Raw genomic sequence first — 14,199 nt, 5'->3', positions numbered from 1 at the left:
CGGATGATGCATTTTTATCAGCAAAGAAAGTGAGTGCAGTTTATCAATATGAGCGTGATAAAAATCATTGTGATAAATGAGTATTAGAGGTCAATCAGGATGGTTCCGATGTTTGCCAATGGTGCTAATTGATTCTTTAACAGTTATTGATTCGTACATGCCTGTTCCCACGCAATGGATTGGGGATCTGACGGGGGGCTGCTATGATATAGCGTCTTGTTTTTTAGCGAGGAAAGATTTTGAGCGCAGGACGCCTGAATAAAAAAACTCTGGGTATCGTGATGCTGTTATCGGTAGGGCTGCTTCTGGCTGGCTGCTCGGGTAGCAAATCATCAGATACAGGAACGTATTCCGGCTCCGTTTACACCGTGAAACGGGGGGATACGCTTTATCGTATTTCACGCACCACGGGAACCAGCGTAAAAGAGCTAGCCCGACTCAACGACATCTCCCCCCCCTATACCATAGAAATCGGCCAAAAGCTGAAACTGGGTGGGGCGAAAAAAAGTAGTAACGGCACGCGCAAATCCACCGGCAAATCGACGACAAAAACAGCGTCAGTGACACCGTCTTCGGCCGTTTCGAAATCTTCATGGCCGCCGGTTGGGCAACGTTGCTGGTTATGGCCAACGAGCGGAAAGGTTATTATGCCTTACTCAATGGCAGATGGCGGCAATAAAGGGATTGATATTGCGGCGGCACGCGGGACGCCAATATACGCTGCAGGTGCCGGGAAAGTGGTATATGTGGGTAATCAGCTGCGTGGTTACGGTAATCTTATAATGATTAAACACAGTGAAGATTACATTACTGCTTATGCCCATAACGACACGATGCTGGTGAACAATGGGCAAAGTGTTAAAGCCGGGCAAAAGATAGCGACTATGGGAAGTACTGATGCGGAATCCGTGCGGCTACATTTCCAGATTCGCTACCGTGCTACGGCAATAGATCCTTTGCGCTACTTGCCGCCACAGGGTAGCAAGCCAAAGTGCTGATGGCGAATTAATCAGCAGTCAGTAGCAAGGCACTTGCTTAGGAGAGCGTAAGGTTTATAATGCCTTACGCATCTCGAAGCGGGCGTAGTTCAATGGTAGAACGAGAGCTTCCCAAGCTCTATACGAGGGTTCGATTCCCTTCGCCCGCTCCAGTTTCTTACTTTTTCTCTTTCTCAGTTTTTTCCGTAGTCATCGAATTCTTCCGTTATTGTTGATACGTTCACGTCAGATGTAGATAAATCCAATATCCCCTATAAAAATAGAGTGTATAGCTCAAAATATAGAGCGCTATTCTGCTTATGATATTTATTACAGATCAAGCGACCTCATATTGAGCATTAAAATCAATAATGCTGTTAACTTTTGTCAATTGCTTCAATTTTTGAATGTTATTGATAATAACTAAATGATATTCTTTCTCTATTCCGTGATAAGAGAACGCTTTTCTTTCATTGTGTGTTGTAGAAACATATACATCAATGCATTTTTTTATTATAGCGGCTTTATGTCTTTTTGGTTCAAGTAGCAGTGACTGGTCTATACAAGCGATAGCATCTTCAATTCTTTCATTATATATATTTACCAGTGTCTTATAGTAATACAAGGAGGCTACATCTAATACTTGTGTCTGTGCATGGTCAAAAAAAATGCGTGATGCAGTCGTTTGTCCGGAAAGACCGGTTATCAGTCCCATAATTCCTAAAATATGCCCATCGAAAATATTTTTATCAGATACCTTATCTATAAAGGCCAATGCTTTTTGAGTTGCATGTTTAAGTTCGTATAGACCATGAAGTGCCATAGACATATGACACTCAGCCAACAGGCAGTAGCATTCATTGGTTATTGACTGAGCATTAGATTTATTTTTAACACTTTCAAATATAGTTATTGCATTGGCAATGCTTTCAGGCGTGAATTCATTCAGTTCATTTTTTCCGACAGACATTTCGGCTGATAAAATATTTTCATCAGAAGGTACGTGTCGGGACATAAAACCTGGTTCTACTTTATGTTTCTTCATTGCCAGATATAAGTTACTAATTATAAAGTGTGAGATTTTTTGTATGTCATCTGCTTCAAGATGTGTGCTGGCAATAAGATAAAAACTTTTCGCATCGATTACTTCAATATATAAACTATTTGAAGCATCATATTTGCTGATTCTTCCTGTGACAAAATAATCGGGTTTGAACCTGGCCAGGAAGGCTGTCTGAGATTTATTATCTATGCAATACTGGGTTGCAGCCATTGGATATATATATATATCATCGGTTTTTTTATTTGAGATTAGTTGTACAAGTTCCTGATTAAGTGCTAATGGATCCTGACTGCTGTGAGATATTGTAAATGGAAATAAAGCAATAGTGCTGCCTGGAACATCATCTTGATTTTCTTTTATCTTGAATACTTGCCCACTGAATCGATAACCTTTTCTATATATGGTTTCAATGCAACGGTTGTAGCCAATTCTTTCAAAAATACATCTTAATGAATAGATGCATCGTGTAAGGGATTCGTCACTTACAATTACATTTTTCCATACAGATTCGATGATCGCATCTTTGGATACAACATTTCCCGCCGATTCAAGCAATACAAATAATACACCGAGTTCTTTCGGCGGGATGTAAAATTCCTCATTCCCTTTTGTAAGAATGCCATCTTCTGTAAGTATGATTCCATCAGGGAAATGATATGAGAACTTAATTTCTAAATCCATTAGCTCACCTCTATTAAGTTTGTGGTTTTTGGCATCCTGCATGAGTAACAGATATAACTGATATTCATATATTTCATTTAATATTTCTTTTTACTAAATTCATCATGATTGTTTAAGTTAATTTATATTAGCTTGATGTGATTGTAATCTGAAATATTCTTAATTAATGATTTGTTAATCATGTAAGTATATAACTAATTGAAAAACATTGATAAAGTTATGATTATCACATTTCTTAATTTAATGTGATTGTTCATTTAAGATAAAATGATAGGCTGTGAGGAATAGTTATGCGTCGACTTACAATCTGGTGTGAAAGAATTATTGCAAGAGTAATTTTATGTATTAGCAACTATTATGTTTATGTGCTCTATTAAATATCTCTGTGCGAACCAGCGTTTATTTTTACACCATTATTGTCATAGTGGAGTGCGGAAGGGTTTTTTAATGACGGATGTAATTTGAATGGGGGAGGGGATTACCGCATAAACTGTCAGGGATGAAGATGGATATAAGAATATATAAAGATTATATTCCAATGCCTGAAATGTTACATTTGTTGTTTGGACTTTCAATTACACATGCAGCATCAAGTTGTTTTGTTACCTTGCGCAATACATAATTGCTCTATTGCCAATGCTTAAAAGAAAATCATGATTGTTCTGTTTTTGAACATTATAGTTTATCATTTTTCCCGGAAATATATAAAAATCAGGCAGGAGTTGTGCAAGATTATCGTCTGAAATTTGATCGATAATATCAAATTTATTTATTTTGGTAGAGGTAAGATGCAAAGTGTCATAATTTTCGATCCACGTATATTCAATATCTCGGCGAAATGATTTATAAGTGTTCGTGTTTTGTTTCCAGGTACCGCTAAGTGCAACAGTTCCTGTCTTTTTATTTTTGTTATACATAAAGTCAATAGTGAGATTAGCCCTCCCTTGGTCATTAAATATAATCCAATTGGCCGTGCATTTCTCATTGTATACTATTTGTTCTTTGGAATAATGATAGGCAATAAAAAAAATGAAGCCACTGAGAAAGCATAAAATAATAAACAGCGTTTTTTTATAACGAATCATGGTTAACTCCGCGATACGATAGAGTTAAACAGTCTGCAACTGTGTTATTACTATGGTTCTTTTTGCATGCCATAACAATCAATCCGGGAGATGACTTATCGAGAGGGAAATATAGCCAGGGGTATTTTTTACAATCAATTCCAGATCCTAATATACGGTTCTTATATTCATCGAGATCTTTCAACCCATCAATGCTATCTTCTGTAACATTGAAATGACAACCATTTATTTGTGCAACAGTTTTGTAATCTTTAAAGAATGATTTGGGTTGACTATTGTGCCAGAGAAAAAATGCGGTAAGCAAACCTACGGCAAATGCACTTAGCATGGGTAAATAATTTTTAGATAGCCTGACTATATTTCTGAGATAATTATCTGGATGAGCACTTGTCTCTTTAAACTCATCTTTAACGTTCAAGCATTGGGGAGATATGGTCTTTTGTGCATCTGCAGAAGGGATTATTACATGGTTTTCTATGTTTATATCATTACTGAGCTTAAAACCTTTTCTCGGCACGGTTGCAATAAGCGAATGGTTGGTTTCACCAACCGTGCGAAACCCGCGTCTGATAATCGATATATTTTGATATAACGTGTTGACCGGTACTCGCATGCCTTCTTCTTCCCAGACTCTGGAGAAAAAATCCTGTTGTGCAACCACATCAGGAAAGGCTTCAAGTAGCAGCGATAAGCACCTGCTTGCTGGCGTTGTCAGAACGGCGTTAAGCTCGGCGTCATGTACCGAAATTAATTTTCTGTGCTCTGGCCAGAACTCAATATTATCGTTAATAATCCAGTACATACGTCAATGAAACATAAAATTAAGTAAATTGAAATTATATGGTTTGATAAGTATATTAGTATTCATGGAATAAATATATATTAATTTTATATTTATCATACAAACTATAATTATAGCATATCAATGCAACTTAAAATTCCATGTGAATTAACAAATTTAACACTCTTAACCGTTGTCTTTATGCCTTCTTCTCGCAATATCTTTTCATTTTTGCGGTAGCGCGTAAGGTGACATGATTAAATAAGCGCTCAAATAAACTGAATTAAAAGTTCATGTGATAAAATACGGGCATCTTTATAACTACCCGTATATACAATGCTTATTATTATCGACAGTTACGTTTCAGTGCTGAACGGAGTGTGAACGGATAAATAATTCGTTTATTTTACCACCCATCCTTTTTTCAATTCTTTGTTTGTAGGCGTAGATGCTACGGATATCCATATCAAGAACCTCTGCAATCTGATATGGATTATAACCAGAAACCATATGTCCCATAATGGTGAATTCCATTTGAGTTAACGTATTGCCTCTGGTAAATGACAAATAACGACCAATGAATAGTTGCCTGATCTTTTCGTTAGCAATATCCAGGCCATCATCATTATATATAATGGCTGATATCGCGGAGTTGTGTTTCCTCCAGTAATTAGCAAGAGATTGCATATTTCGATCGCTTACTAACACTATTCCCATCTCAGTACTTGTAAGATAGTCGATCCAGTCACTCTCTAAAAAAAGGCGTAAAAAGCTTACTGAAAAATCTACAAAAATATATCCGCTTAATCGAGCGTTGTGGTTTTTACTTAATATACCTTCAACCACGCCACGATTAAAATACGAACTCTCTGCGGGCCACATACAAAAACATGCATTTGCACAATACTGCAAACGTGGTGATTTTTCTGGCATTATTTGGCAATGCATTGAGCAACTATTGCATGTAAGACTTTTATAGCGACTACAAAGCCTCATGTTAATAACCTCCCTATTCATAGATAATTGCATAATTTCATTGGTTATTGATGATGTCAATACACTCTGATTTAGTAAGCTTTTTATGAAAAATTGTGTTTAATCCGTATTTGTCATTATTCTTAATGGTATATTTAAGCGTGCATCATTAAGCTTTAAATGTGATTGGATTTCACTCAGTTAATCATATTGGCCTTATTGCAAATCAGACAAGTACCTAATGTATTAAGAATATCTATACTGCAAATTGTTTTCGAATGACCAGAAGATATCTTGTAAATCTAAGTGATGCATCTTAAATAGTCTTAATTAAGATGTTCAGATTTTTATTTAGGATAACAGCTTGATAATGCTAGTTTAAGTTATGGAGCGTTTGGAGGGTGTGAACAAAGCAAGATGTGCATTGTAAGAATTGGAATGGTTCAAAATAGTGGTTATTTTGAACCATTCACATCAGTGATTAGCTAAAGAACATTACCGATACGCACAGGATACCGACGATCAACGTAATTAGATTTCCGATGGAACGCCAGGGCTTAAGTGCCGGGATGAGATATGTTGACAGCGTTGGCATGATAAAAAGAATCATGGCAATAAGTGGACCACTGATCGCATAAATCATCGAAATTGCATTAGGGTTGATGCAGCAAACGATGAAAGTAATCAGTGATACTAACATAATTGACAGCGCGCGGTTAAATGCACGGCTTTTTTTAACCCCTGCCTGCTGTAGCGTTGTTTTGACTAATTCCGTTGCACCTTCAATAACACCAAAGTAGGTACCTAAAAATGATTTAGACATTGCTACAACCGCGACAATTATTCCCGAAATCGACAACCATGTAGGGGCATTTGGCAGCATAGAAAGTGCCGATAAAATGGTAACACCCTCTTCTTTAGCTGTTTCAATATAAGATGGTGGTATTGATAACAGGCAGCTAAAGACGAAGAAAAGCACGCTCACACAAATGATGAGATAAGCGATTTTCATAATTTTTTTGCATTTATCCATAGCGTGTTCGCCATATTTTTCACGTCTATCAATAGCAAACGTAGAAATAATGGGCGTATGGCTAAAGGCGAAAACCATCACGGGAATCGATATCCATATCTGGTGAAGGGTATTCTGATTGAACTCTACTTGGGTAGTTAATAGAGCTGGTTGCCAGCTACCGACGAGGTAGAAAGAAAGAAATAAGAAATAGGCAATTAGTGGAAACACCAAAAATCCCATTACCCGAATTGTGGCATGGCGCCCCATCAGAAAAATGAGATTCAGAATTAACACAACACCCAGACTCACCAGCATACGAATGCGCAGGTCGATGACCATATGCTTTGCCAGCTGTTCTGTCAGCGAATTGGTGATCGCCACTGCATATATCAACACGACGACAAAAAAAGCAATGAAGTAAAGAGTGGTAATCAGATTGCCGATCTTCTTGCCATAGTAATGAGTTACTGCACCAGTAATCCCTTCGCCTGCGGATGTTTTTGAAGAAAGGATGAACTGGCACAGGGCCTTATGTGGCCAATATGTTAAAGGCCATGCGACCAGTGCTGTAATAAACAGGACCACCGCTCCCGCTGAACCTAGCTGAATAGGGAGAAAGAGCGTGCCTGCGCCAACGGCTGTGCCGTACAGTGCGAAGCTCCAGAGAGTTTCTTCTTTTGACCAAATTTTAGACATTATTTGAACGTATCATCTACAAATTAAGAAAAATGGAGGGCAATTTACCATAAACCAGGACAAACATGGGAGATTAACGCTATATCAGCTCATGGATTCATGGGTTAGTAGATGCAAACCTTGCGTGCCAGTTGGGTATCCATCCCTCATTCCGGTGAATTTCCTTTGTGATAAAAATCACTATTTTTAAACATTTAAAATAATTTTTATTAACAATCATTTACTATTGCGCTGTTAATCTGTGCGAGGTTGTGATGAAAGACGTTGTGATTGTCGGTGCGTTACGAACACCTATCGGCTGCTTTCGTGGGGCGTTGGCTGGCCATTCTGCCGTAGAACTTGGTAGCCTGGTCGTGAAAGCGTTATTAGAACGCACTGGCGTTGCTGCACATGCGGTGGATGAAGTGATTCTGGGGCAGGTTCTGACCGCAGGGGCTGGGCAGAATCCAGCACGGCAATCGGCCATTAAAGGTGGTCTACCCAACAGTGTTTCGGCAATTACGATTAATGATGTTTGTGGTTCCGGGTTAAAAGCACTGCATCTTGCCACACAAGCGATCCAGTGTGGCGAGGCTGATATTGTCATCGCCGGTGGTCAGGAAAACATGAGTCGCGCACCACATGTCCTGACTGATAGCCGTACCGGAGCACAGCTTGGCGATAGCCAACTGGTTGATAGTCTGGTGCATGATGGCTTATGGGATGCATTCAATGATTACCATATTGGTGTCACTGCCGAAAATCTGGCGCGTGAATATGGCATCAGCCGTCAATTACAAGATGCCTATGCACTTAGTTCACAACAAAAAGCGCGGGCGGCCATTGACGCTGGACGATTCAACGATGAGATTGTCCCGGTGAGAACGCAAAACAATGGGCAGCTGCTGATTGTTGATACCGATGAACAGCCGCGTACGGATGCCAGTGCAGAAGGGCTGGCGAGCTTAAACCCATCATTTGATAGCCACGGTTCTGTTACTGCGGGTAATGCTTCATCTATTAATGATGGTGCTGCTGCGGTAATGATGATGAGCGAAGCCAAGGCTAGAGCATTGAATTTACCCGTGCTGGCACGTATTCGCGCCTTTGCCAGTGTTGGTGTCGATCCTGCGCTGATGGGGATTGCTCCGGTATATGCGACTCGCCGTTGCCTTGAGCGTGTGGGCTGGCAGCTTTCTGATGTCGATCTTATTGAGGCTAATGAAGCGTTTGCCGCGCAGGCGCTTTCTGTTGGCAAAATGCTCGAATGGGATGAACGTAGGGTCAATGTTAACGGTGGCGCAATTGCGTTGGGTCACCCGATTGGCGCATCCGGTTGCCGTATTCTGGTTTCTTTGGTCCATGAAATGGTAAAACGCAACGCGCGTAAAGGGCTGGCTACACTTTGTATTGGCGGTGGTCAGGGCGTGGCGTTAACTATTGAACGTGACGACCCGATCTAAATTCCTTTCTATTCGTTAAACATCTGCCGCCATCAAGCCATTTCATGATGATGGTTGGCACGTCTGCGCACATACCCCATAGACGCTGAGTTTTGCCTTCACCTGACTTATTCGTGATCGACGCGACACTTTTCTCAATCCCTTATCGAAAAATGAAACAATGTTTTATTTTTGATTGAAAAGCGCACTGTGCAGGCATATCATCCTTTAAAGAATAAAACGAAACGATGTTTCACAATCGTTGTAATTTTACAGTTCAATGATTATCGGAGGTTGATGTGGACGTAAGACAGAGCATCCACAGTGCGCATGCAAAAACGCTGGATACACAGGGGCTGCGCAATGAATTTTTGGTTGAAAAGGTATTCGTCGCGGATGAGTACACGATGGTTTACAGCCACATTGACCGCATTATTGTTGGCGGCATTATGCCGGTAGCAAAAACGGTTTCTGTTGGCGGGGAAGTTGGAAAACAACTGGGCGTGAGCTACTTCCTGGAGCGTCGCGAGCTGGGCGTTATTAATATTGGTGGCGCTGGTACGATTACCGTCGATGGTCAATGCTACGAAATCGGTCACCGCGACGCTCTCTATGTTGGCAAAGGTGCAAAAGAAGTGGTCTTTGCCAGCATTGATAGTGCCACTCCGGCGAAGTTTTATTACAACTGCGCACCTGCTCATACGACGTATCCCACTAAAAAAGTGACCCCGGCTGAAGTCGCTCCGGTTACGCTGGGCGATAACATCACCAGTAATCGTCGCACAATTAATAAATATTTTGTGCCAGATGTGCTGGAAACCTGCCAGTTGAGCATGGGGCTAACGGAGCTGGCTCCGGGAAACCTGTGGAATACCATGCCATGCCACACCCACGAGCGTCGGATGGAAGTTTACTTCTATTTCAACATGGATGATGACGCCTGCGTTTTCCACATGATGGGGCAACCGCAAGAAACGCGTCACATTGTGATGCATAACGAGCAGGCAGTCATTTCCCCGAGTTGGTCTATCCACTCCGGCGTAGGGACCAAAGCTTATACCTTTATCTGGGGCATGGTCGGTGAAAACCAGGTCTTCGATGATATGGACCACGTTGCCGTTAAAGACCTGCGCTAGTTGCGGGCAAAATGAATAAGGTATTATCATGATTTTAAAAGAATTTTATCTTGATGGTAAAGTCGCGGTAGTCACTGGCTGTGACACTGGACTGGGGCAGGGGATGGCGCTGGGACTGGCGCAAGCGGGCTGTGATATCGTCGGCATTAATATCGTTGAACCGACAGAAACCATTGAACAGGTCACGGCGCTGGGGCGTCGCTTTTTAAGCCTGAACGCCGATCTACGTCAGATTGATGGCATTCCTGCACTGCTGGATCGTGCAGTAGCAGAGTTCGGCCATATTGATATCCTGGTCAATAACGCCGGATTGATTCGCCGTGAAGATGCACTCGATTTCAGTGAAAAAGACTGGGATGATGTGATGAACCTGAACATCAAAAGTGTATTCTTCATGTCTCAGGCGGCGGCGAAACACTTCATCGCACAGGGCAACGGTGGCAAGATTATCAATATCGCGTCCATGCTCTCATTCCAGGGGGGGATCCGCGTACCTTCGTATACTGCATCAAAAAGCGGCGTGATGGGCGTGACCCGTCTGATGGCGAACGAATGGGCAAAACATAACATCAACGTTAATGCGATTGCTCCGGGCTATATGGCGACCAACAATACCCAACAACTGCGGGCTGATGAACAGCGTAGTGCGGAAATTCTTGACCGCATTCCTGCCGGACGCTGGGGGCTACCGAGCGATCTGATGGGGCCGGTGGTATTCCTTGCCTCGAGTGCTTCAGACTATGTGAATGGTTATACCATCGCCGTAGATGGCGGCTGGCTGGCGCGTTAAGTTATTCAATTCACTTTTATGGCCCTGCCGTATGGCAGGGTTTTTTATACCTGCAGATCATCATAATCCATATCTCGGTTATGAAATAATCCATATCAATTATCAATTAATAAATTTTATGAGTTTTATCTGCTTTAAAATTATGTAGTTAATAATAACGTCAATAATTTTACTTAATTTGAAAATTGGAATGTCCATCACATAACCGCATGTCGTAGCAATTTAATCCATATTTATGCTAATTCCGACCTGACACCTGTATGAGTTGTTCACGTATTTTTTCACTATGTCTTATTCTCTGCTGGCAGGAAAAAATGGTGACTATCAATACGGAATCTGCTTTAACGCCGCGTCCTCTGCGAGATACGCGTCGTATGAATATGTTTGTTTCGGTAGCTGCTGCGGTCGCAGGATTGTTATTTGGTCTTGATATCGGGGTTATCGCCGGAGCGTTGCCGTTCATTACCGATCACTTTGTGCTAACCAGTCGATTACAGGAATGGGTGGTCAGTAGCATGATGCTCGGCGCGGCAATTGGTGCACTGTTCAATGGTTGGCTGTCGTTCCGCCTGGGGCGTAAATACAGTTTGATGGCAGGGGCCATCCTGTTTGTGCTCGGTTCGATAGGGTCGGCTTTTGCGACCAGCGTAGAAATGTTAATCGCCGCTCGTGTGGTGCTTGGTATTGCCGTGGGGATTGCTTCTTATACAGCTCCACTGTACCTCTCTGAAATGGCGAGTGAAAACGTACGTGGCAAGATGATCAGTATGTACCAGTTGATGGTAACGCTGGGCATCGTGCTGGCGTTTTTATCCGACACGGCATTCAGCTATAGCGGTAACTGGCGTGCAATGTTAGGTGTTCTTGCCTTACCGGCAGTCCTGCTGATTATTCTGGTTGTTTTCCTGCCAAATAGCCCGCGCTGGCTGGCGGAGAAAGGGCGTCATATCGAGGCGGAAGAAGTGCTGCGTATGCTGCGCGATACATCAGAAAAAGCGCGAGAAGAACTTAACGAAATTCGTGAAAGCCTGAAGTTAAAACAGGGCGGTTGGGCGCTGTTTAAAATCAACCGTAACGTACGTCGTGCGGTATTCCTCGGTATGTTGTTGCAGGCGATGCAACAATTTACCGGTATGAACATCATCATGTACTACGCGCCTCGCATCTTCAAAATGGCGGGCTTTACGACGACCGAACAGCAGATGATTGCGACTCTGGTCGTGGGGCTAACCTTTATGTTTGCTACTTTTATTGCGGTGTTTACGGTAGATAAAGCCGGGCGTAAACCGGCACTGAAAATTGGTTTCAGCGTGATGGCGTTAGGCACTCTGGTGCTGGGCTATTGCCTGATGCAGTTTGATAACGGTACGGCTTCCAGTGGTTTGTCCTGGCTCTCTGTTGGCATGACGATGATGTGTATTGCCGGTTATGCGATGAGCGCCGCGCCAGTGGTGTGGATCCTGTGCTCTGAAATTCAGCCGCTGAAATGCCGCGATTTTGGTATTACCTGTTCGACCACCACGAACTGGGTGTCGAACATGATTATCGGCGCGACCTTCCTGACGCTGCTCGACAGCATTGGTGCTGCCGGTACGTTCTGGCTCTACACCGCGCTGAACATTGCGTTTGTGGGCATTACCTTCTGGCTCATTCCGGAAACCAAGAATGTCACGCTGGAGCATATCGAACGCAAACTGATGGCAGGCGAGAAATTGAGAAATATCGGCATCTGATGTCTCTGGCCGGATGTGCTGTACATCCGGCCTTTTTTTCGCTAATAGAGATCGGGCGCCAGGCCGTTGAGTTCCTTATTCAGCCTTGCTGCATTAACTCACAAGTCAGGAGAAAGGAATGAAAACAATTGGTCTGCTAGGGGGTATGAGCTGGGAATCCACTATTCCTTACTATCGTCTGATAAATGAAGGCATTAAACAGCGACTTGGTGGGCTTCACTCTGCGCAAGTGCTGCTACATAGCGTTGATTTTCATGAAATAGAAGAGTGTCAACGTTGCGGGGAGTGGGATAAAGCAGGAGAAATTCTGGCTGAAGCGGCACTTGGCTTACAGCGGGCGGGGGCTGAAGGCATTGTGTTATGTACCAATACGATGCACAAAGTAGCGGATGCTATCGAATCCCGTTGTTCACTGCCTTTCTTACATATTGCGGATGCCACTGGACGTGCAATTACCCGTGCCGGAATGACTCGCGTGGCGCTGCTGGGTACACGCTACACCATGGAACAGGATTTTTATCGTGGGCGACTGGCGGCGCAATTTTCCATCGACTGTCTGATCCCTGAAGCGGATGAACGGGCGAAAATTAACCAGATTATTTTTGAAGAACTGTGTCTGGGGCATTTTAGCGAAACATCACGCACTTATTATGCGCAAGTGATTGCTCGCCTCGCAGAACAGGGCGCGCAGGGCGTCATTTTTGGCTGTACGGAAATTGGTTTACTGGTGCCAGAAGAGCGCAGTGTTCTGCCTGTGTTTGATACTGCGGCTATTCATGCCGAGGATGCAGTAGCCTTTATGCTGTCGTAATTCACTACAAAATAGCCTCAAGAGCGGCAACCAGTTTTGGTAAACCGGTTTGTAAATGCTTGCTGAATGCCTGCACCAGTGCTGATGACGGACGATGTAGAGGGCGAATCAGGCTGACGGTGAAGGGAACCGCAATACTGAACCGCCGCACCACTAACCCACTTGCCGCATAATCCAGAGCGGTGAGTGGGTTAACTACCGAAACTCCCGCTCCCGCCCGTACCATCGCGCAAACTGACGCGGCGCTATGGGTTTCTACTATCATGCGTCGTTTAACCTGATTCTCACTAAACAACTGATCCAACAGCTGGCGATAGCTGTCAGTGCGGGAAAGGCTGATGTAGTTCTCACCGTGAAAATCTTCCGGTGTTAATACCTTTTTTGCCGCCAGCGGATGGCCCGGCGGTAAAACACACACTTCATCTAAAGACAGTAATTCGGTACGTTCCGTACCCGCAGGCGTATGCAGCGTTTCAGTGAGTCCTAGATCATGACGCTGTGCCGAAAGCCACTCTTCAAGTAGCGGTGATTCCTGCGGGACAATGTTTAAGCTGACTTCAGGATAACGGGCCAGAAACGGTTGTAGCAGCGGCGGCAAAAAAGACTGCGAAAAGACCGGCAGGCAGGCAATAGACAGTTCTCCCTGGCGAAACTCGCGCAGACTTTCGGCGGCGCTGACGATGCGATCCAGCCCGTACCAGGAGCGCTGCACCTCTTCAAACAGACGCAGCCCTTGAACGGTAGGGTGTAATCGACCGCGTACGCGTTCAAACAGTTTCAACCCGATCACCTTTTCAAAGCGCGCCAGTTCGCGGCTGACGGTTGGCTGTGAAGTGTGCAGCAGTTGTGCCGCCTCAGTCAGGCTTCCGGCGGTCATAACCGCATGAAAAATTTCAATATGACGTAAGTTAACGGCGGCCATTAGCATTCTCTCGCAATCCGGTAATCCATATCATTTTTGCATAGACTCGACATAAATCGATATTTTTTATTCTTTTTATGATGTGGCGTAATCATAAAAAAGCACTTATCTGG

At 43.3% G+C, this 14,199-nt stretch carries 12 protein-coding genes and 1 tRNA gene; 7 read left to right on the top strand and 6 right to left on the bottom strand.

Annotated features, from left to right (window positions below; genetic code table 11):
- Positions 1 to 239: 239 nt before the first annotated feature.
- Complete coding sequence (gene actS, locus AACS80_RS19675) at positions 240 to 998, top strand: amidase activator ActS (protein WP_130217906.1); 759 nt, start codon at positions 240 to 242, stop codon at positions 996 to 998.
- 78 nt (positions 999 to 1,076) lie between these two features.
- Positions 1,077 to 1,150 (top strand) — tRNA-Gly (locus tag AACS80_RS19670).
- 164 nt (positions 1,151 to 1,314) lie between these two features.
- Here the strand turns inward: AACS80_RS19670 and AACS80_RS19665 are convergent.
- From AACS80_RS19665 to AACS80_RS19645, 5 genes are all read right to left on the bottom strand, one after another.
- Complete coding sequence (locus AACS80_RS19665) at positions 1,315 to 2,721, bottom strand: winged helix-turn-helix domain-containing protein (RefSeq protein ID WP_138183933.1); 1,407 nt, start codon at positions 2,719 to 2,721, stop codon at positions 1,315 to 1,317.
- Positions 2,722 to 3,323: 602 nt separating this feature from the next.
- Entirely contained in the window at positions 3,324 to 3,806 is a 483-nt protein-coding gene (locus tag AACS80_RS19660; RefSeq protein ID WP_138183932.1) for a hypothetical protein, read from the bottom strand.
- Entirely contained in the window at positions 3,793 to 4,608 is an 816-nt protein-coding gene (locus AACS80_RS19655) for a winged helix-turn-helix domain-containing protein (protein ID WP_135410344.1), read from the bottom strand. The genes AACS80_RS19660 and AACS80_RS19655 overlap by 14 nt, the downstream gene beginning before the upstream one ends.
- A 342-nt stretch (positions 4,609 to 4,950) precedes the next feature.
- A complete protein-coding gene (locus AACS80_RS19650) occupies positions 4,951 to 5,583 on the bottom strand; it encodes a helix-turn-helix transcriptional regulator (RefSeq protein WP_138183931.1) in 633 nt (210 codons plus the stop codon).
- Between the two features lie 460 nt (positions 5,584 to 6,043).
- Positions 6,044 to 7,273 carry an amino acid permease gene (locus tag AACS80_RS19645; protein WP_135490292.1) on the bottom strand — a complete coding sequence of 410 codons (1,230 nt, stop codon included), beginning with the start codon at positions 7,271 to 7,273 and terminating at the stop codon, positions 6,044 to 6,046.
- Between the two features lie 254 nt (positions 7,274 to 7,527).
- On the opposite strand from AACS80_RS19645, the gene AACS80_RS19640 reads away from it, so the two are divergent.
- From AACS80_RS19640 to ygeA, 5 genes are all read left to right on the top strand, one after another.
- Positions 7,528 to 8,715: an acetyl-CoA C-acetyltransferase gene (locus tag AACS80_RS19640; RefSeq protein WP_130207766.1), complete on the top strand. Its 1,188-nt coding sequence runs from the start codon at positions 7,528 to 7,530 to the stop codon at positions 8,713 to 8,715.
- A 278-nt stretch (positions 8,716 to 8,993) separates the two neighbouring features.
- Positions 8,994 to 9,830, top strand: a complete 837-nt coding sequence (gene kduI, locus AACS80_RS19635) for a 5-dehydro-4-deoxy-D-glucuronate isomerase (RefSeq protein ID WP_130207764.1) — start codon at positions 8,994 to 8,996, stop codon at positions 9,828 to 9,830.
- Positions 9,831 to 9,858: 28 nt separating this feature from the next.
- Positions 9,859 to 10,620 (top strand): 2-dehydro-3-deoxy-D-gluconate 5-dehydrogenase KduD, encoded by a 762-nt coding sequence (gene kduD / locus AACS80_RS19630; protein WP_135410343.1) that lies wholly within the window; start codon positions 9,859 to 9,861, stop codon positions 10,618 to 10,620.
- A 314-nt stretch (positions 10,621 to 10,934) separates the two neighbouring features.
- Positions 10,935 to 12,353 (top strand): arabinose-proton symporter AraE, encoded by a 1,419-nt coding sequence (gene araE / locus AACS80_RS19625; RefSeq protein ID WP_130207760.1) that lies wholly within the window; start codon positions 10,935 to 10,937, stop codon positions 12,351 to 12,353.
- Between the two features lie 118 nt (positions 12,354 to 12,471).
- Positions 12,472 to 13,164 (top strand): amino acid racemase, encoded by a 693-nt coding sequence (gene ygeA / locus AACS80_RS19620; protein ID WP_135410342.1) that lies wholly within the window; start codon positions 12,472 to 12,474, stop codon positions 13,162 to 13,164.
- Positions 13,165 to 13,168: 4 nt separating this feature from the next.
- On the opposite strand, the gene lysR is transcribed toward ygeA, so the two are convergent.
- On the bottom strand, positions 13,169 to 14,086 hold the full coding sequence (gene lysR, locus AACS80_RS19615; RefSeq protein WP_130217894.1) for a DNA-binding transcriptional regulator LysR: 918 nt from the start codon (positions 14,084 to 14,086) through the stop codon (positions 13,169 to 13,171).
- Positions 14,087 to 14,199 lie beyond the last annotated feature (113 nt).

The sequence above is a fragment of the Escherichia sp. E4385 genome (genome assembly GCF_963883145.1).
Taxonomy (GTDB): Bacteria; Pseudomonadota; Gammaproteobacteria; order Enterobacterales; family Enterobacteriaceae; genus Escherichia.
This window is presented reverse-complemented; position numbering and strand designations above follow the sequence as displayed.

What these genes read in the sequence shown, in the direction of transcription:
- ygeA (WP_135410342.1), top strand. Translation starts at nt 12,472, where the DNA reads ATGAAAACAATTGGTCTGCTAGGGGGTATGAGCTGGGAATCCACTATT.
- AACS80_RS19665 (WP_138183933.1), bottom strand. Translation starts at nt 2,721, where the DNA reads ATGGATTTAGAAATTAAGTTCTCATATCATTTCCCTGATGGAATCATA.
- AACS80_RS19655 (WP_135410344.1), bottom strand. Translation starts at nt 4,608, where the DNA reads ATGTACTGGATTATTAACGATAATATTGAGTTCTGGCCAGAGCACAGA.
- lysR (WP_130217894.1), bottom strand. Translation starts at nt 14,086, where the DNA reads ATGGCCGCCGTTAACTTACGTCATATTGAAATTTTTCATGCGGTTATG.
- kduD (WP_135410343.1), top strand. Translation starts at nt 9,859, where the DNA reads ATGATTTTAAAAGAATTTTATCTTGATGGTAAAGTCGCGGTAGTCACT.
- AACS80_RS19645 (WP_135490292.1), bottom strand. Translation starts at nt 7,273, where the DNA reads ATGTCTAAAATTTGGTCAAAAGAAGAAACTCTCTGGAGCTTCGCACTG.
- araE (WP_130207760.1), top strand. Translation starts at nt 10,935, where the DNA reads ATGGTGACTATCAATACGGAATCTGCTTTAACGCCGCGTCCTCTGCGA.
- AACS80_RS19650 (WP_138183931.1), bottom strand. Translation starts at nt 5,583, where the DNA reads ATGAGGCTTTGTAGTCGCTATAAAAGTCTTACATGCAATAGTTGCTCA.
- AACS80_RS19660 (WP_138183932.1), bottom strand. Translation starts at nt 3,806, where the DNA reads ATGATTCGTTATAAAAAAACGCTGTTTATTATTTTATGCTTTCTCAGT.
- AACS80_RS19640 (WP_130207766.1), top strand. Translation starts at nt 7,528, where the DNA reads ATGAAAGACGTTGTGATTGTCGGTGCGTTACGAACACCTATCGGCTGC.